Annotated in this window: 17 protein-coding genes; 11 read left to right on the forward strand and 6 right to left on the reverse strand. The window is 50.6% G+C overall.

Translation table 11 applies throughout. The annotated features are described in order from the left end of the window. The first annotated feature begins 13 nt into the window (after positions 1–13). Both mepM and lpxM read left to right on the forward strand, forming a co-directional pair. Entirely contained in the window at positions 14–1,336 is a 1,323-nt protein-coding gene (mepM, locus tag FEK50_RS10760) for a murein DD-endopeptidase MepM (RefSeq protein ID WP_131161126.1), read from the forward strand. A gap of 118 nt (positions 1,337–1,454) precedes the next feature. After that, positions 1,455–2,426: a lauroyl-Kdo(2)-lipid IV(A) myristoyltransferase gene (lpxM, locus tag FEK50_RS10765; protein ID WP_130208491.1), complete on the forward strand. Its 972-nt coding sequence runs from the start codon at positions 1,455–1,457 to the stop codon at positions 2,424–2,426. A gap of 150 nt (positions 2,427–2,576) precedes the next feature. On the opposite strand, the gene pyk is transcribed toward lpxM, so the two are convergent. Then, complete coding sequence (pyk, locus tag FEK50_RS10770; protein WP_130208490.1) at positions 2,577–4,019, reverse strand: pyruvate kinase; 1,443 nt, start codon at positions 4,017–4,019, stop codon at positions 2,577–2,579. 125 nt (positions 4,020–4,144) lie between these two features. Next, complete coding sequence (hexR, locus tag FEK50_RS10775; RefSeq protein ID WP_105289041.1) at positions 4,145–5,014, reverse strand: DNA-binding transcriptional regulator HexR; 870 nt, start codon at positions 5,012–5,014, stop codon at positions 4,145–4,147. Between the two features lie 336 nt (positions 5,015–5,350). Here hexR and zwf point away from each other — a divergent pair, with 336 nt between their 5' ends. From zwf to kdgA, 3 genes are all read left to right on the forward strand, one after another. Continuing rightward, the gene (gene zwf, locus FEK50_RS10780) at positions 5,351–6,826 is read left to right on the forward strand and encodes a glucose-6-phosphate dehydrogenase (RefSeq protein WP_130208489.1); all 1,476 of its coding nucleotides are present in this window, start codon (positions 5,351–5,353) and stop codon (positions 6,824–6,826) included. Between the two features lie 234 nt (positions 6,827–7,060). Then, positions 7,061–8,872: a phosphogluconate dehydratase gene (edd, locus tag FEK50_RS10785; RefSeq protein WP_131161127.1), complete on the forward strand. Its 1,812-nt coding sequence runs from the start codon at positions 7,061–7,063 to the stop codon at positions 8,870–8,872. A gap of 37 nt (positions 8,873–8,909) precedes the next feature. After that, the gene (kdgA, locus tag FEK50_RS10790) at positions 8,910–9,551 is read left to right on the forward strand and encodes a bifunctional 4-hydroxy-2-oxoglutarate aldolase/2-dehydro-3-deoxy-phosphogluconate aldolase (RefSeq protein ID WP_064529269.1); all 642 of its coding nucleotides are present in this window, start codon (positions 8,910–8,912) and stop codon (positions 9,549–9,551) included. A 53-nt stretch (positions 9,552–9,604) separates the two neighbouring features. On the opposite strand, the gene purT is transcribed toward kdgA, so the two are convergent. Continuing rightward, on the reverse strand, positions 9,605–10,783 hold the full coding sequence (gene purT / locus FEK50_RS10795) for a formate-dependent phosphoribosylglycinamide formyltransferase (RefSeq protein ID WP_130208485.1): 1,179 nt from the start codon (positions 10,781–10,783) through the stop codon (positions 9,605–9,607). A 141-nt stretch (positions 10,784–10,924) separates the two neighbouring features. On the opposite strand from purT, the gene yebG reads away from it, so the two are divergent. From yebG to ptrB, 4 genes are all read left to right on the forward strand, one after another. Continuing rightward, positions 10,925–11,215: a DNA damage-inducible protein YebG gene (gene yebG / locus FEK50_RS10800; RefSeq protein WP_131161128.1), complete on the forward strand. Its 291-nt coding sequence runs from the start codon at positions 10,925–10,927 to the stop codon at positions 11,213–11,215. Between the two features lie 66 nt (positions 11,216–11,281). Continuing rightward, complete coding sequence (gene yebF, locus FEK50_RS10805; protein ID WP_130208481.1) at positions 11,282–11,638, forward strand: protein YebF; 357 nt, start codon at positions 11,282–11,284, stop codon at positions 11,636–11,638. Between the two features lie 294 nt (positions 11,639–11,932). Then, positions 11,933–12,589, forward strand: coding sequence for a tellurite resistance TerB family protein (locus tag FEK50_RS10810; RefSeq protein WP_131161129.1), 657 nt, complete (start codon positions 11,933–11,935; stop codon positions 12,587–12,589). A 208-nt stretch (positions 12,590–12,797) separates the two neighbouring features. Continuing rightward, positions 12,798–14,858, forward strand: a complete 2,061-nt coding sequence (gene ptrB, locus FEK50_RS10815) for an oligopeptidase B (RefSeq protein WP_131161130.1) — start codon at positions 12,798–12,800, stop codon at positions 14,856–14,858. On the opposite strand, the gene exoX is transcribed toward ptrB, so the two are convergent. From exoX to holE, 3 genes are all read right to left on the reverse strand, one after another. Next, positions 14,855–15,517: an exodeoxyribonuclease X gene (gene exoX / locus FEK50_RS10820; protein ID WP_130208475.1), complete on the reverse strand. Its 663-nt coding sequence runs from the start codon at positions 15,515–15,517 to the stop codon at positions 14,855–14,857. The genes ptrB and exoX overlap by 4 nt on opposite strands. A 24-nt stretch (positions 15,518–15,541) precedes the next feature. Beyond that, positions 15,542–16,198 carry a carbon-nitrogen hydrolase family protein YobB gene (gene yobB, locus FEK50_RS10825; RefSeq protein ID WP_130223531.1) on the reverse strand — a complete coding sequence of 219 codons (657 nt, stop codon included), beginning with the start codon at positions 16,196–16,198 and terminating at the stop codon, positions 15,542–15,544. A gap of 100 nt (positions 16,199–16,298) precedes the next feature. Next, on the reverse strand, positions 16,299–16,529 hold the full coding sequence (holE, locus tag FEK50_RS10830) for a DNA polymerase III subunit theta (protein WP_000916758.1): 231 nt from the start codon (positions 16,527–16,529) through the stop codon (positions 16,299–16,301). A gap of 138 nt (positions 16,530–16,667) precedes the next feature. Between holE and yobA the strand changes: the two genes are divergently transcribed. Both yobA and copD read left to right on the forward strand, forming a co-directional pair. Continuing rightward, a complete protein-coding gene (yobA, locus tag FEK50_RS10835; protein WP_130208471.1) occupies positions 16,668–17,042 on the forward strand; it encodes a CopC domain-containing protein YobA in 375 nt (124 codons plus the stop codon). Positions 17,043–17,045: 3 nt separating this feature from the next. Beyond that, positions 17,046–17,918 (forward strand): copper homeostasis membrane protein CopD, encoded by an 873-nt coding sequence (gene copD / locus FEK50_RS10840; RefSeq protein WP_130208469.1) that lies wholly within the window; start codon positions 17,046–17,048, stop codon positions 17,916–17,918. The last annotated feature ends 3 nt before the right edge of the window (positions 17,919–17,921 follow it).

A 17,921-nucleotide genomic window follows, 5' to 3' on the forward strand; every position in this document is an offset into this window, starting at 1 on the left:
AGGAAGTGATTACGTGCAACAGATAGCCCGCTCTGTCGCCCTGGCGTTTAATAATTTACCGCGACCACACCGCGTTATGTTGGGGTCGCTCACCGTTCTTACACTGGCCGTCGCTGTCTGGCGGCCTTATGTTTACCACCGAGACGCCTCGCCTATTGTCAAAACCATTGAGCTTGAACAGAACGAAATTCGTTCTCTCTTACCTGAGGCCAGTGAGCCGATTGATCAAGCTGCGCAAGAAGATGAAGCCATTCCACAGGACGAACTGGACGACAAAATCGCTGGTGAAGCCGGCGTTCATGAATATGTCGTTTCTACGGGCGACACGTTAAGTAGCATCCTTAATCAATATGGTATTGAGATGGGTGATATCACCCAACTTGCTGCTGCTGATAAAGATCTGCGTAACCTGAAAATTGGTCAACAACTCTCCTGGACATTAACAGCTGATGGCGAGTTACAGCGTCTGACCTGGGAAGTGTCTCGCCGCGAAACTCGTACCTATGACCGCACCGCTGCTAATGGTTTTAAAATGACTAGCGAAATGCAGCAAGGGGAGTGGGTTAATAGTCTGTTGAAAGGAACCGTTGGGACAAGTTTTGTTGCCAGCGCCCAAGGTGCAGGTTTAACCAGCGCTGAAGTGAGCGCGGTGATTAAAGCAATGCAGTGGCAGATGGACTTCCGCAAAGTGAAAAAAGGTGACGAATTTGCGGTATTAATGTCACGTGAGATGCTTGATGGCAAACGTGAACAAAGCCAACTGCTGGGCGTGCGTTTGCGTTCAGAAGGCAAAGATTACTATGCTATTCGCGCTGAAGATGGCAAATTCTACGACCGCAACGGTACGGGCCTGGCGAAAGGGTTCTTACGATTCCCGACGGCAAAACAGTTCCGCATTTCGTCTAACTTTAACCCGCGTCGTCTGAACCCGGTAACCGCTCGCGTTGCGCCGCACAGAGGCGTTGATTTTGCGATGCCGCAGGGTACGCCGGTGCTTTCGGTGGGAGACGGTGAAGTGGTAGTTGCTAAACGCAGTGGCGCAGCGGGTTATTATGTCGCGATTCGTCATGGTCGCAGCTACACCACGCGTTATATGCACCTGCGTAAGATTCTGGTTAAACCGGGGCAGAAAGTGAAGCGTGGCGATCGTATCGCGCTTTCCGGTAACACCGGGCGTTCAACTGGGCCACATCTGCACTATGAAGTATGGATTAACCAGCAGGCGGTGAACCCGTTGACAGCGAAACTGCCGCGTACTGAAGGGCTGACCGGTTCAGATCGTACCGATTTCCTGGCGAAGGCCAAGGAGATTGTACCGCAGCTACAGTTTGATTGATTAATACCCATTGGCAGCCGGTACGCAGTCAGTGCCGGCTTTTTTATTTGGTGCGGGGCAAGTTGCGCCGTTACACTACCACCAGATTGATTATTGCCTTATCCGAAACTGGAAAAGCATGGAAACGAAAAAAAATAATAGCGAATATATTCCTGAGTTTGATAAATCCTTTCGTCACCCTCGTTACTGGGGAGCCTGGTTGGGCGTGGCGGCAATGGCCGGTATTGCCTTAACACCAGCGAAATTCCGTGATCCCATCCTTGCGCGGTTGGGGCGTTTTGCCGGAAGACTGGGTAAAAGCTCACGTCGTCGGGCGTTGATCAATCTGTCTCTCTGCTTTCCAGAACGTAGCGAAGCCGAACGCGAAGCGATTGTTGATGAGATGTTTGCCACCGCGCCACAAGCGATGGCAATGATGGCTGAACTGGCGATACGTGGGCCGGAGAAAATCCAACCTCGCGTCGACTGGCAGGGGCTGGAGATCATCGAAGAGATGCGGCGTAACAACGAGAAAGTGATCTTTCTGGTACCGCACGGCTGGGCAGTTGATATCCCCGCTATGCTGATGGCCTCACAAGGGCAGAAAATGGCAGCGATGTTCCATAATCAGGGCAACCCGGTTTTTGATTATGTCTGGAACACGGTGCGTCGTCGTTTTGGCGGTCGTCTGCACGCGAGAAATGATGGTATTAAACCTTTCATCCAGTCGGTTCGTCAGGGCTACTGGGGCTATTATTTACCGGATCAGGATCATGGACCTGAACACAGCGAATTCGTTGATTTTTTCGCAACCTATAAAGCGACGCTGCCAGCAATTGGTCGCCTGATGAAAGTGTGTCGCGCGCGTGTCGTTCCGTTGTTCCCAATCTATGATGGCAAAACCCATCGTCTGACGATTCAGGTTCGTCCACCGATGGATGACCTGTTAGAGGCGGATGACGCTACCATTGCGCGGCGTATGAATGAAGAAGTTGAGATTTTTGTTGGTCCGCGACCAGAGCAGTACACCTGGATTTTAAAATTGCTGAAAACGCGCAAACCGGGCGAAATCCAGCCGTATAAGCGTAAAGATCTTTATCCCATCAAATAAAAAAAGCCTCTCGTGAGGAGAGGCTCTCGTCTAATGTTAAGTGCGCATTTATTCTATGCGCATGCCGGCCCTACAGGTTGATCGTAATTTATTGAATTATCACGGTCCTGTAGGCCGGATATGGCATTTATGCCGCATCCGGCAACTAACTTACTCTACCGTTAAAATACGCGTGGTATTCGTCGAACCCACGGTACTCATCACGTCGCCCTGGGTGACAATCACCAGATCACCAGACATCAGGTAGCCTTTATCGCGCAGCAGATTAACTGCTTCGCTGGCAGCAACCACGCCATCATTTGTACTGTCAAAATAGACCGGCGTAACACCACGATAAAGCGCAGTCAGGTTCAGCGTGCGTTCATGACGAGACATGGCGAAAATCGGCAGACCGGAGCTGATACGAGAAGTCATCAGCGCGGTACGACCAGATTCGGTCATGGTGATGATCGCGGTAACGCCTTTCAGGTGGTTAGCTGCGTACATTGCGGACATCGCGATAGCTTCTTCCACATTGTCGAACTGAACGTCCAGGCGGTGTTTAGACACATTGATGCTCGGGATTTTTTCGGCACCCAGGCAAACACGCGCCATTGCAGCAACGGTTTCAGATGGATATTGACCAGCGGCGGTTTCCGCAGACAACATTACGGCGTCAGTACCATCCAGAACGGCGTTCGCCACGTCCATGACTTCTGCACGCGTCGGCATTGGATTGGTAATCATCGATTCCATCATCTGGGTCGCAGTAATGACTGCGCGGTTCAGCTGACGCGCGCGACGAATCAGCGCTTTCTGAATCCCAACCAGTTCGGGATCGCCAATCTCTACGCCGAGGTCGCCACGTGCGACCATCACCACGTCAGAAGCGAGGATGATGTCGTCCATTGCATCCTGGCTGCAAACGGCTTCCGCACGTTCAACTTTGGCGACAATTTTCGCATCACAACCCGCATCGCGCGCCAGGCGACGAGCATAATTCAGATCTTCGCCGCAGCGTGGGAAAGAGACAGCCAAATAATCTACGCCAATCAATGCCGCAGTTTTAATGTCTGCTTTGTCTTTCTCTGTCAGCGCTTCAGCCGACAGACCGCCGCCGAGTTTGTTGATCCCTTTATTGTTGGAGAGAGGGCCGCCGACGGTCACTTCGGTGAACACTTTCATGCCCTGAACTTCCAGCACTTTTAACTGTACGCGACCGTCGTCCAGCAGCAGAATGTCGCCAGGCACGACGTCAGAAGGCAGACCTTTATAGTCGATACCGACTTTTTCTTTATCGCCTTCACCTTTGCCCAGGTTGGCATCCAGCAGGAATTTATCCCCAATATTGAGGAAAACCTTACCTTCTTTAAAGGTAGATACGCGAATCTTTGGCCCCTGAAGGTCACCGAGAATAGCCACATGACGACCCAGTTTTGCGGCAATTTCACGAACTTTATCCGCGCGCATTTTATGGTCTTCAGGCGAGCCATGAGAAAAGTTCATTCGTACGACGTTTGCACCCGCTGCGATGACCTTTTCAAGGTTATTATCGCGATCGGTAGCCGGGCCTAACGTGGTAACGATTTTGGTTCTGCGAAGCCTTCTGGACATGTAATACTCCGTTGACTGAAACAACCAGGTGTTGCTTGAACATGAATTCGCATAAACTAAAACCATTATGGTTGTAATTTAAACACATGCGAATATCGTATAAAGATAGAACAGTGATAATCGATTTAGCGATCGTCACTCAATTTAAGTAACTGCTTATCAAAGCGCGATTCCTTGAGCGCTTCCTTGACCCGCTTCAAGTTATCTCTGAATTTTGTGCCGCGTCGCAAAGTAAATCCTGTTGCCAGCACATCTATCACGGTCAACTGCGCAAGTCGAGACACCATGGGCATATAAATGTCAGTATCTTCAGGTACGTCGAGGGTAATTGCCAGCGTTGCTTCCCGGGCGAGTGGCGTACCGGCGGAGGTGAGGGCAATTACCATCGCGTCGTTTTCCCGTGCTAACTGCGCCAGTTCAACCAGATTTTTGGTTCTTCCGGTGTGAGAAATCAGCACAACCACGTCTCCGTCGCTACAATTCATACAACTCATGCGTTGCAACACGATATCGTCGGAGTAAACCACTGGAACATTAAAGCGAAAAAACTTATTCATCGCATCGTGGGCGACGGCGGCAGAAGAGCCCAGACCGAAAAAGGCGATTTTTTTGGCCTGAGTCAGGAGATCGACGGCACGGTTGACGGCAGATTTGTCCAGCGAGTGACGGACGTGATCGAGCGTGGCCATTGCCGACTCAAATATTTTCCCCGTGTATGATTCAACGCTGTCATCTTCATTAACGTTGCGATTAACATAGGGCGTGCCATTTGCCAGGCTTTGTGCCAGATGAAGTTTAAAATCAGGAAAACCGCGGGTGTCCATGCTGCGACAGAAACGATTCACCGTTGGTTCGCTAACATTGGCCTCAAGCGCCAGAGCAGCAATACTCGAATGGATCGCGTTGTCAGGCGAAGCAAGAATGACCTCGGCGACTTTTCGTTCTGATTTGCTCAAATGTTCCAGTTGAGACTGGATTTTTTCCAGCATATTCATGATGTAAAGAGACTCACGGTAATGACGATTTCCACACTGAAAGAAATCGAAATGCAGTTTGGTCTGATATTACGCCTGTGTGTCGTATTAATGACAAAAGCGGATAAAAAAGTTGTCATTTTTTTTCATAACATGATCAGTGTCAGATTTTTACCCAATGAAAAACGATGATTTTTTTATCAGTTTTGCCGCACTTTGCGCGCTTTTGCCGTAATCGCACGGGTGGATAAGCGTTTACAGTTTTCGCAAGCTCGTAAAAGCAGTACAGTGCACCGTAAGAAAATTACAAGTATACCCAGGCTTAAGTACCGGGTTAGTTAACTTAAGGAGAATGACATGGCGGTAACGCAAACAGCCCAGGCTTGTGACCTGGTCATTTTCGGCGCGAAAGGCGACCTTGCGCGTCGTAAATTGCTGCCTTCCCTGTATCAACTGGAAAAAGCCGGTCAGCTCAACCCGGATACCCGTATTATCGGCGTAGGGCGTGCTGACTGGGATAAAGCGGCATATACCAAAGTAGTCCGCGAAGCGCTGGAAACTTTCATGAAAGAAACTATTGATGAAGGTTTATGGGACACCCTGAGTGCACGTCTGGATTTTTGTAATCTCGATGTCAATGACACCGCTGCATTCAGCCGTCTTGGTGCGATGCTGGATCAAAAAAATCGTATCACCATTAACTACTTTGCCATGCCGCCAGGCACTTTTGGCGCAATCTGCAAAGGGCTTGGTGAGGCGAAACTGAACGGCAAACCGGCGCGCGTGGTGATGGAAAAACCGCTGGGTACGTCGCTGGCGACCTCGCAGGAAATCAACGATCAGGTTGGCGAATACTTCGAGGAGTGCCAGGTATACCGTATCGACCATTACCTTGGTAAAGAAACGGTGCTGAATCTGTTGGCGCTGCGTTTTGCTAACTCTCTGTTTGTGAACAACTGGGACAACCGCACTATTGATCATGTTGAGATTACCGTGGCAGAAGAAGTGGGGATCGAAGGGCGCTGGGGCTATTTTGATAAAGCCGGTCAGATGCGCGACATGATCCAGAATCACCTGTTACAAATTCTCTGCATGATTGCGATGTCTCCGCCGTCTGATCTGAGCGCAGACAGCATCCGCGATGAAAAAGTGAAAGTACTGAAGTCTCTGCGCCGCATTGACCGCTCCAACGTACGCGAAAAAACCGTACGCGGGCAATACACTGCGGGCTTCGCCCAGGGCAAAAAAGTTCCGGGCTACCTGGAAGAAGAGGGCGCAAACAAAAGCAGTAACACGGAAACCTTCGTGGCTATCCGTGTCGATATCGACAACTGGCGCTGGGCTGGCGTACCGTTCTACCTGCGTACCGGTAAACGTTTGCCGACCAAATGCTCTGAAGTGGTGGTCTATTTCAAAACGCCAGAGCTCAATCTGTTTAAAGAGTCGTGGCAGGACCTGCCACAGAACAAACTGACTATCCGTCTGCAACCTGATGAAGGCGTGGATATTCAAGTGTTGAACAAGGTCCCGGGTCTTGATCACAAACATAACCTGCAAATCACCAAGCTGGATCTGAGCTATTCAGAAACCTTTAATCAGACTCATCTGGCAGATGCCTATGAACGCCTGCTGCTGGAGACCATGCGCGGTATTCAGGCGCTGTTTGTACGTCGTGATGAAGTGGAAGAAGCGTGGAAATGGGTGGACTCCATTACCGAAGCATGGGCGATGGATAACGATGCGCCGAAACCGTATCAGGCCGGAACCTGGGGACCGGTTGCTTCGGTGGCGATGATTACCCGTGATGGCCGTTCCTGGAATGAGTTTGAGTAATATCTGCACTCATCCTTTATGGTTATTTTACCGGTAACATGATCTTGCACAGATTGTAGAACAATTTTTACACTTTCAGGCCTCGTGCGGATTCACCCACGAGGCTTTTTTTATTACACTGACTGAAACGTTTTTGCCCTATGAGCTCCGGTTACAGGCGTTTCAATCATAATATCCATGTATGAAACGCGTTGTGAATCATCCTGCTCTGACAACTCAATTTCAGGAGCCTTTATGAATCCACAATTGTTACGCGTAACAAATCGAATCATTGAACGTTCGCGCGAGACTCGCTCTGCTTACCTCGCCCGGATCGAACAAGCGAAAACTTCGACCGTTCATCGTTCGCAGTTGGCATGCGGTAACCTGGCTCACGGTTTCGCAGCTTGCCAGCCAGAAGACAAAGCCTCCCTGAAAAGCATGTTGCGTAACAATATCGCTATCATCACCTCCTACAACGACATGCTCTCCGCTCACCAGCCTTATGAACATTATCCAGAGATTATTCGTAAAGCACTGCATGAAGCTAATGCGGTTGGCCAGGTTGCGGGTGGTGTTCCGGCGATGTGCGATGGTGTTACCCAGGGGCAGGATGGTATGGAACTGTCGCTGTTAAGCCGCGAAGTCATTGCGATGTCTGCGGCGGTGGGGCTGTCCCATAACATGTTTGATGGCGCGCTGTTCCTCGGCGTGTGCGATAAGATTGTCCCAGGGCTGACGATGGCCGCGCTGTCGTTCGGTCATCTGCCTGCGGTATTTGTGCCGTCAGGTCCGATGGCAAGCGGGTTGCCAAATAAAGAAAAAGTGCGCATTCGCCAGCTTTATGCCGAAGGGAAGGTGGATCGAATGGCACTGCTGGAGTCAGAGGCTGCGTCTTATCATGCCCCTGGTACATGTACTTTCTACGGTACTGCCAACACCAACCAGATGGTGGTGGAGTTTATGGGGATGCAGTTGCCGGGCTCTTCTTTTGTTCATCCAGACTCCCCGTTACGTGATGCATTAACCGCAGCCGCTGCGCGCCAGGTTACACGCATGACTGGCAACGGTAATGAATGGATGCCGATCGGTAAGATGATCGACGAGAAAGTGGTGGTGAACGGTATTGTTGCGCTGCTGGCGACCGGTGGCTCCACTAACCACACGATGCACCTGGTGGCGATGGCGCGAGCGGCCGGTATTCAGATCAACTGGGATGACTTCTCTGAACTTTCTGATGTCGTACCTCTGATGGCACGTTTGTATCCAAACGGTCCGGCCGATATTAACCACTTCCAGGCGGCGGGTGGTGTACCGGTTCTGGTGCGTGAGCTGCTCAAGGCTGGCCTGTTGCATGAAGATGTCAATACGGTGGCGGGCTTTGGTCTTTCGCGCTATACCCTCGAACCATGGCTGAATAACGGCGAGCTGGACTGGCGCGAAGGTGCAGACAAATCGCTCGACAGCAATGTGATTGCTTCCTTTGAACAACCTTTCTCGCATCATGGCGGGACAAAAGTGTTAAGCGGCAACCTGGGCCGTGCCGTCATGAAAACCTCTGCAGTGCCGGTTGAAAACCAGGTGATTGAAGCGCCTGCTGTTGTTTTTGAGAGCCAGCATGACGTTATGCCTGCTTTTGAAGCGGGTATGCTGGACCGTGATTGTGTGGTTGTTGTCCGCCATCAGGGGCCAAAAGCGAACGGAATGCCAGAATTACATAAACTCATGCCGCCACTTGGTGTATTATTGGACCGGCGTTTCAAAATTGCGTTAGTTACCGATGGACGACTCTCTGGTGCTTCAGGTAAAGTGCCGTCAGCTATCCACGTAACACCAGAAGCCTACGATGGTGGGCTGCTGGCAAAAGTGCGCGATGGGGACATCATTCGTGTGAATGGACAGACAGGCGAACTGACGCTGCTGGTAGACGAAGCTGAACTGGCTGCTCGCGAACCGCACATTCCTGACCTGAGCGCGTCACGCGTGGGAACAGGACGCGAATTATTCAGCGCCTTGCGCGAAAAACTGTCCGGTGCCGAACAGGGCGCAACCTGTATCACTTTTTAAGACGACAAAATTTGTAATCAGGCGAGAGAAAACTCTGATGAAAAACTGGAAAACAAGTGCAGAATCAATCCTGACCACCGGCCCGGTTGTACCGGTTATCGTGGTAAATAAACTGGAACACGCGGTGCCAATGGCAAAAGCGTTGGTTGCTGGTGGGGTGCGCGTTCTGGAAGTGACTCTGCGTACGGCGTGTGCAGTTGATGCTATCCGCGCTATCGCCAAAGAAGTGCCGGAAGCGATTGTGGGTGCCGGTACGGTTCTGAATCCGCAGCAACTGGCAGAAGTAACTGAAGCGGGCGCACAGTTCGCAATCAGCCCAGGTCTGACTGAACCACTGCTGAAAGCGGCGACAGAAGGGACTATTCCTCTGATTCCAGGTATCAGCACTGTTTCCGAACTGATGCTGGGTATGGACTACGGCCTGAAAGAGTTCAAATTCTTCCCGGCAGAAGCTAATGGCGGCGTGAAAGCACTTCAGGCAATTGCGGGTCCGTTCTCTCAGGTTCGTTTCTGCCCGACTGGCGGTATTTCTCCGGCTAACTACCGTGATTACCTGGCGCTGAAAAGCGTACTGTGCATTGGTGGTTCCTGGCTGGTTCCGGCAGATGCGCTGGAAGCAGGCGATTACGACCGCATTACTAAGCTGGCGCGTGAAGCAGTAGAAGGCGCGAAGCTGTAACAGTCAAAATGCCCGATCGTGAATCGGGCATTTTTGTCGCGTTTTTGCCAGATTTAACCTTGTACTTTTACCTGTGCGGCGGCGTGCTTCGCGCGTTCAATCGCTTCATCAACACTTTCTGCTGTAGCCAGCGCAACCCCCAGACGACGGCTACCATCAATTTCCGGCTTACCAAATAAACGAATCTGCAAACCTGCGCCAACGGCCTCCTGCACGTTGTCAAACGTGACATTCTGGCTGGTCAGTTGCGGCAGGATAACGGCTGAAGCGGCAGGGCCGTACTGACGAATCCCGCCCACCGGCAGTCCCAGGAAAGCACGCACATGCAGGGCAAACTCAGAAAGATCCTGAGAAATTAACGTCACCATCCCGGTGTCATGCGGGCGAGGGGAGACTTCACTAAAAATCACCTCATCACCACAGACAAACAACTCGACACCAAACAGACCATAACCACCCAGTGCAAGCACCACCTTGCGGGCAATCTCCTGCGCACGTTCGAGGGCCAGTGGGCTCATTTGCTGCGGTTGCCAGGATTCACGATAGTCACCATCTTCCTGGCGATGACCTACAGGCGCACAGAAATGAACACCATCCACCGCGCTGACGGTCAGCAGGGTAATTTCGAAATCAAACTTAACGACGCCTTCAACAATCACGCGACCCGCTCCGGCGCGACCACCTTGCTGGGCGTACTCCCATGCCTGAGCCAGTTGTTCGGCAGAGCGAATAAACGTCTGTCCCTTGCCGGAAGAGCTCATCACCGGTTTAACAATGCAAGGATAGCCAATGGCGGCGACCGCCTCGCGGAAAAGGTCTTCGCTATCAGCGAAACGATAAGTTGAAGTGGGAAGCTGAAGCTCTTCCGCAGCCAGACGACGAATACCTTCGCGGTTCATCGTCAATTGTGTTGCACGCGCGCAGGGGACAACATTTAGCCCTTCCTCTTCAAGCTGGATCAGCATATCGGTAGCAATAGCTTCGATCTCTGGCACGATATAATGTGGTTTTTCCAGTTCAACAACACGGCGCAATGCGTCGCCATCCAGCATATTAATGACATGGGCGCGATGCGCGACATGCATGGCGGGCGCGTCGGCATAGCGATCGACCGCAATCACCTCTACGCCGAGGCGTTGGCATTCGATAGCCACTTCTTTACCCAGTTCACCGGAGCCCAATAACATCACGCGAGTTGCTGCCGGACGCAGCGCAGTGCCTAATAACGTCATAACGAATATCCCCTGATTAAGTCCGCGTGAAGTATAAACGAAAACGTTTGCGCGTGTCTTTATTGCTTGATTGCCTGCGTTGATTTCTCGACTGAAAAGAAATATACTGTATAAAATTACAGTTATGATGAGAGGCTGCAAATGGCGGTTGAAATTAAATACGTGGTCATTCCTGAGGGCGAAGAGAAGATGTCGTTTACCAGCAAAAAGGAAGCCGATGCTTATGACAAAATGCTCGATACAGCGGATCTACTCGACACATGGTTGGCGAATTCTCCGGTGACAATGGAAGACGAGCAGCGTGAGGCGCTTTCTTTGTGGTTGGCAGAACAAAAAGATGTGCTTAGTACCATTCTGAAAACCGGTAAATTACCTTCTCCCCAGGTGGTCGATACTGACACGGATGGGGAAGGTGAAACCCACGCCGCCTGAAGCAACTTGCGCTCCTGATAATTTGTACCATGCTTTCTCCTGAATCATTGTGCTATGGAGAAAAACATGAAAAAAAGAGGAGCGTTGTTGGGGCTGTTGTTGGTTTCCGCCTGTACATCAGTTTTCGCTGCCAATAACGAAACCAGCAAGTCGGTAACTTTCCCCAAATGTGAAGGTTTAGATGCAGCCGGAATCGCTGCGAGTGTAAAACGTGATTATCAGCAAAACCGCGTGGCGCGCTGGGCAGACGATCAAAAAATCGTCGGTCAGGCCGATCCGGTGGCGTGGGTTAGTTTGCAGGACATTCAGGGGAAAGATGATAAATGGTCGGTACCGCTGACCGTGCGTGGTAAAAGTGCCGATATTCATTATCTGGTTAATGTGGATTGTAAAGCGGGAATGGCGGAATATCAGCGGCGCTAATGGCTTCTGATAATTCGGCTGACCGTTGGCGGATTCGGCGCGAGCGCCTTATCCGCCCAACAATGTACCAGCCCCCACAAGCCTGATAAGAAGCGCCAGGTTCGCATCAGGCAATTACAATCAAATCTACAAGTTTCAAATTAATCACATCACCCGGCACCTTACATGATGTGAATTTCCTGTGAGGACTGCCTCCCGTCCCGCTTATTTGCGCATCTTTTGTCTCTATATACACTTTCTGACATCCTCATTCTCTATGCTGTTGCCATTAAAATAGTGAATCGAGGAGTAAATATGGCTAACTGGTTAAATCAACTGCAATCCCTTCTTGGGCAAAGCAGCGCTTCCTCTTCGTCTACAGATCAGGGATTGGGCAAACTTTTAGTACCCGGCGCATTAGGCGGGTTGGCAGGACTGCTGGTTGCCAATAAATCAGCACGTAAACTATTAACGAAATACGGCACAAACGCGTTGCTGGTTGGCGGCGGAGCGGTCGCTGGTACCGTACTGTGGAACAAATACAAAGATAAAATTCGTGCGGCGCATCAGAACGAACCGCAATACGGCACCCAAAGTACGCCGCTGGATGAACGTACAGAACGTTTAATCCTCGCCTTGGTTTTTGCTGCCAAAAGCGATGGTCATATCGATAGTAAAGAACGCGCGGCTATCGACCAGCAATTGCGTGAAGCTGGTGTTGAAGAGCAGGGGCGTGTACTTATCGAACAGGCAATCGAGCAACCATTGGATCCGCAGCGCCTGGCCCAGGGGATCCGCAACGAAGAAGAGGCACTGGAGATCTATTTCCTGAGCTGTGCGGCTATTGATATTGACCATTTTATGGAGCGCAGTTACCTGAATGCACTGGGGGATGCGCTGAAAATTCCCCAGGAAGTCCGTGAAGGAATTGAACGCGATCTCGAACAGCAAAAACGCACTTTGTCTGAATAATATCTCACTCCGTATAGCCTGATATGCCTGTTTATCGGGCTATACAAAACCGCACAGCTATTTGAGCGAATTAATTTTCGCTGGCGACATCCTTTCGATTTTCACACCATTACCTGTCATCATCTATACAATGACCGCCCTGTTTCGCTTGCATCCCGGGTGAGTTTTGCCACCCTTATAAGATGTTTCAACCAGAAAGAACAATAACATGCTACCAAAAGCCGCCCGCATCCCCCATGCCATGACGCTTCATGGCGACACGCGCATCGATAATTACTACTGGCTGCGGGACGACACACGCTCGCAGCCGGAAGTGCTGGATTACCTGCAACAAGAAAATAGCTACGGTCATCAGGTCATGGCGTCGCAACAAGCTTTGCAGGATCGGATATTAAAAGAAATCATTGACCGCATACCGCAAAGAGAAGTCTCTGCACCTTACGTCAAAAATGGCTATCGCTACCGGCAAATTTATGAACCTGGTTGTGAATATGCAATCTACCAGCGTCAGTCAGCGTTCAGTGAAGAGTGGGACGAATGGGAGACTCTGCTCGATGCGAACAAACGGGCGGCGCACAGTGAATTTTATTCAATGGGCGGAATGGCGATTACGCCCGATAACACGATTATGGCACTTGCAGAAGATTTTCTTTCCCGACGCCAGTACGGTATCCGTTTTCGCAATCTGGAAACGGGCAACTGGTATCCCGAACTGTTGGATAACGTGGAACCCAGCTTTGTCTGGGCGAATGACTCCTGGACATTTTATTATGTTCGCAAGCATCCAGTGACGTTGTTGCCGTATCAGGTCTGGCGGCATGCCATTGGCACTCCAGCATCTGAAGACAAACTGATTTACGAAGAAAAAGACGATACCTTTTACGTCAGCCTACATAAAACGACGTCGAAACACTATGTGGTTATTCATCTTGCCAGCGCCACTACCAGCGAAGTTCGGCTGCTGGATGCAGAGCTGGCCGATGCCGAGCCGTTTGTCTTTTTACCGCGTCGCAAAGATCACGAATACAGTCTTGATCACTACCAGCATCGGTTTTATCTGCGCTCCAACCGCAACGGCAAAAATTTTGGCTTATACCGTACCCGTATGCGTGATGAGCAAGAGTGGGAAGAGTTAATCCCACCGCGCGATAACATCATGCTCGAAGGCTTTACGCTGTTTACTGACTGGTTGGTGGTTGAAGAGCGTCAGCGTGGGTTAACCAGTCTGCGGCAAATCAACCGCAAAACGCGGGAGGTTATCGGCATTGCCTTTGATGATCCGGCTTACGTTACCTGGATTGCCTATAACCCGGAACCTGAAACCTCACGATTGCGTTATGGCTATTCCTCCATGACTACGCCAGATACATTGTTTGAACTGGATATGGATACTGGAGAGCGTCGGGTATTAAAACAAACGGAAGTCCCCGGTTTCGATGCGGCGAATTATCGCAGCGAACACTTGTGGATCACTGTCCGTGATGGCGTCGAAGTGCCTGTTTCGCTGGTCTATCATCGCAAGCATTTCCAGAAAGGCCACAACCCGCTGCTGGTATATGGATATGGCTCTTACGGCGCAAGCATTGATGCCGATTTTAGTTTTAGCCGCCTGAGTTTGTTGGATCGCGGTTTTGTCTACGCCATTGTCCATGTCCGTGGTGGCGGCGAGCTGGGGCAACAATGGTACGAAGACGGTAAATTCCTGAAAAAGAAAAATACCTTTAATGACTATCTCGATGCCTGCGACGCATTGTTAAAGCTGGGCTACGGTTCACCTTCACTCTGTTATGCGATGGGGGGCAGTGCTGGCGGTATGTTGATGGGCGTTGCAATTAATGAGCGCCCCGAGTTATTCCACGGCGTGATTGCCCAGGTACCGTTTGTTGATGTTGTAACAACGATGCTTGATGAGTCGATTCCTCTTACTACCGGCGAATTTGAAGAGTGGGGAAATCCGCAGGATCCGCAATATTATGAGTATATGAAAAGCTACAGCCCGTATGACAATGTCACGGCTCAGGCTTATCCGCATCTGCTGGTAACGACCGGATTACACGATTCACAGGTGCAATACTGGGAACCGGCAAAATGGGTGGCTAAGCTGCGCGAGCTTAAAACTGATAACCATCTATTATTGCTTTGTACCGACATGGATTCAGGGCATGGCGGTAAATCTGGACGTTTTAAATCCTACGAAGGTGTGGCGATGGAATATGCTTTTCTGATAGCCCTGGCGCAGGGGACATTACCAGGCCAATCAGCGGGTTAAACACTCTCCAGATAATGCTTCAAGGTTAAACGTAACTCCGGGCTCATACTGTCAAGGTTGTTAAACAACCAGCGCAGATAGCCCGGATCGCGCTTTGCAACGTCTGATACGGCTTTACCGCGATACTTGCCAAACGTGAACGTCGTCAACAACGACGGCCGCCCGGTGATATCCGCCATCTGCTCCGCCGTCCAGCCTGATGTGTTCATAATATCGATAAGCAGGGCCGCGGTAATATAACAATCATACAGCGCGCGGTGGTGATGCAGACCCGATGGTGTCTGGACATTCAGCTTGCGCGATTTATACAGTGCCATATTGCTGTACTTGATTCCTGGCCACAAACGACGAGCCAGTTTCATGGTGCAAATCCACTCACCGGGCATTTCTGGCAACACCCGGCGGTCAAAGCTGGCATTGTGGGCGACATACCATTCGCTACCGTAATAGTGCGGGATAACTTCTTCAATCCACGGTTTGTCGGCAACCATGGACTCTGTGATACGGTGAATCGCCATGGCTTGTGGACTGATGGGACGGTCGGGACGCACCAAGTGGCTCATAGGGTTGACGATTTTCCCGTTAACAACATCAACAGAGGCAATTTCAACGATCCCTCCCTGCAAACCGCAGGTTTCTGTATCGATAATGCGCAGCATGGTCATGCTCCAGGAAGAAAACGCCTAGCGTAATGGAATGATATCGCCTTGCCAACCCTGCGAAGAGCGCTGACCAACCAACAAAAGAGAACCGCGATCGGCGCGAACAATAAGGCGGCCATGTTCATCCCACAGTGCGCTGTTACCACGGGCGTTCGCCATTAGCACAGCGATGGAGTATTGATGTGAGAAAAACTCTAAGCGTCGGGTCGAAGCCAATAGGTCAGGTTCACCGATGCATTGCCCGGTTGTAAAAAGTGAACAAGTCGGGTCCATATCAATACCTTCCGGTTGGCCATCCACTACAGTGATGGTTTCGGAACGTTGACCCAGGCATGCACCATGACTTTGATGATAAATTCCTGGCGTTTTCATCCAGGGGGCGAATACTGCAATACCGCGAATAAACCGCTCATTATATTCAACGGGAAGGCCAGCAATAATGGTCATTCGCGAGGTTGTTGCTGCATAACAAAGCGGGTCTAAAAGCGAGAGATCGGGCGGAGATGGAAGCGGACGACGTTTGTAATCGCATCCCAGTAGAGAAAGTGAGGGAAAAACCAACAGTTCGCACTGGTGCTTGGCGGCAGCCCTCACGAACTCCAGATGACGGGCTACCTGTTCAGTGAGTGAAGCATTACGAGGCTCATATTGTGCTGCTGCAACTTTCCAGTACGACATGATGACTTCCTTTTCATAGTGTCTGCGAATAATGGCGTGTATGAGAAAATACTTATAATTTAGCAGGCACCATGTAAGAAAGTGTAACTTAATATAAGGTTTATTTAAGTTTGGGCTCGTAAGGTAAACGTGACAGATTTACAGAGGCGAGACGGTGGGCGATAAGGCGCTCACGAAACCAGCCACGCAAGTGCTCCGGTTGTTCACGTTCAACCGCTTCAGCAATCACCGGCATATTGTACCGTTCTTTAAATGCCACTCCGGCAGCGGCCAGATCGACATTTACTTTATCCATTTCAGTTTGATCCAGTTTGGCCAGATTCTTCAGCATACGGTGTCTCCTCGTTAATTGCGGGCAAAAGTTACTAAGAGTCAGCCAGGATGGCAAGCCTGAATTGATGATCCTCGACTCTCTCATTAGACAAGGTTATGCTCTGTAAAAAACTCATTACAAAAAGGAATAGATAATATGGTTTCAACTGCGCGTTCTCTTCGTTATACACTGGCAATAATTGCCGGTTCGCTGGCGGCCCCTTCCGTCTGGGCTCATGCGCACCTGACTCACCAGTATCCTGCGGCGAATGCGGCGGTCACCGCTGCCCCACAGGCCATTACTTTAAATTTCTCTGAAGGTATTGAACCTGGATTCAGTGGGGCCAAAATCATCGGCCCGAAGAATGAAAATGTTAAAACATTACCCGCGAAACGTAATGAACAAGACAAAAAGCAATTGATCGTTCCGCTTGCCGATGCCCTGAATCCCGGAAGTTATACCGTTGACTGGCATGTTGTTTCGGTGGACGGACATAAAACCAAAGGGCAGTACACCTTTACAGTGAAATAAAGCATGCTAGCGCTTACCTGGGTCACACTGCGATTTATCCATTTTATCTCTCTGATGCTGGTTTTTGGCTTCGCGATGTACGGGGCATGGTTGGCACCAGTGACGATTCGTCGATTATTGACGAAGCGTTTTTTGCGTTTACAACAGCACGTAGCCGCATGGAGTTTGATCAGTGCCGCAGCGATGTTCGCCGTTCAGGGTGGGTTGATGGGCGCGGGATGGCCAGATGTCGTTTCGCTGAGCATCTGGCAGTCGGTGTTACAAACGCACTTTGGAGGCGTCTGGATCTGGCAAATCGTTCTCGCTCTCGTTACGTTGACCGTCGTTCTGATGCAACCACGGAATATGTTGCGGTTACTGTTCATGCTGACTACCGCGCAATTTATCCTGATGGCGGGTATGGGACACGCGACATTAAATGAAGGATTAACCGCAAAAATTCATCAGACCAATCATGCCGTACATCTTATCTGTGCTGCAGCATGGTTTGGAGGGCTACTGCCGGTTGTCTGGTGTATGCGGCTGGTGAAAGGGCGCTGGAGACGTCCGGCCATTCATGCGCTGATGCGTTTTTCCTGGTGCGGACATTTTGCTGTCATTGGCGTGCTAGTGAGTGGTGTGCTCAATGCATTACTAATCACGGGATTTCCCCCCACGCTTGCCACTTACTGGGGCCAGCTCTTATTGCTCAAAGTCATACTGGTAATGATTATGGTGGTTATCGCGCTGGCAAATCGTTATGTTCTGGTCCCGAGAATGCGGCATGATGAAGTCCGGGCTGTTCCCTGGTTTGTATGGATGACTCAACTCGAATGGGCGATAGGCGCGGTGGTACTGGTGATTATCAGCCTGCTAGCGACTCTGGAACCGTTTTGATGG

This window comes from Escherichia sp. E2586 (assembly GCF_005781105.1).
Classification (GTDB): Bacteria; Pseudomonadota; Gammaproteobacteria; order Enterobacterales; family Enterobacteriaceae; genus Escherichia.